General features: G+C 58.0%; 1 pseudogene. It reads left to right on the forward strand.

Annotated elements, in window-relative coordinates:
* Positions 1–288 (forward strand): annotated as a pseudogene (locus tag ACZYR5_RS29670) (GTPase HflX); the annotation flags it as partial.

Raw genomic sequence — 288 nt, forward strand, 5'->3', positions numbered from 1 at the left:
GCCCCAGCGGGTCTGGCTTTCGGCACGCGATGGCAGCGGCCTGGAATTGCTTGAGAAGGCGATTGCCGAGTTGCTGGGCGGCGAATTGTTCGTTGGCACCTTGCGCTTGCCGCAGCGTTTTGCTCGACTGCGTGCACAGTTCTTCGAACTGGGTGCCGTACATAAAGAAGAACACGACGAAGAAGGCACTTGTTTGCTGGCCGTTCGTTTGCCACGGGTCGAACTCAATCGACTGGTGAGCCGCGAGGGAATGCAGCCGCTGGAATACATCGAGCAACACACTTTGCA

It is taken from the genome of Pseudomonas sp. F007 (assembly GCF_057814275.1).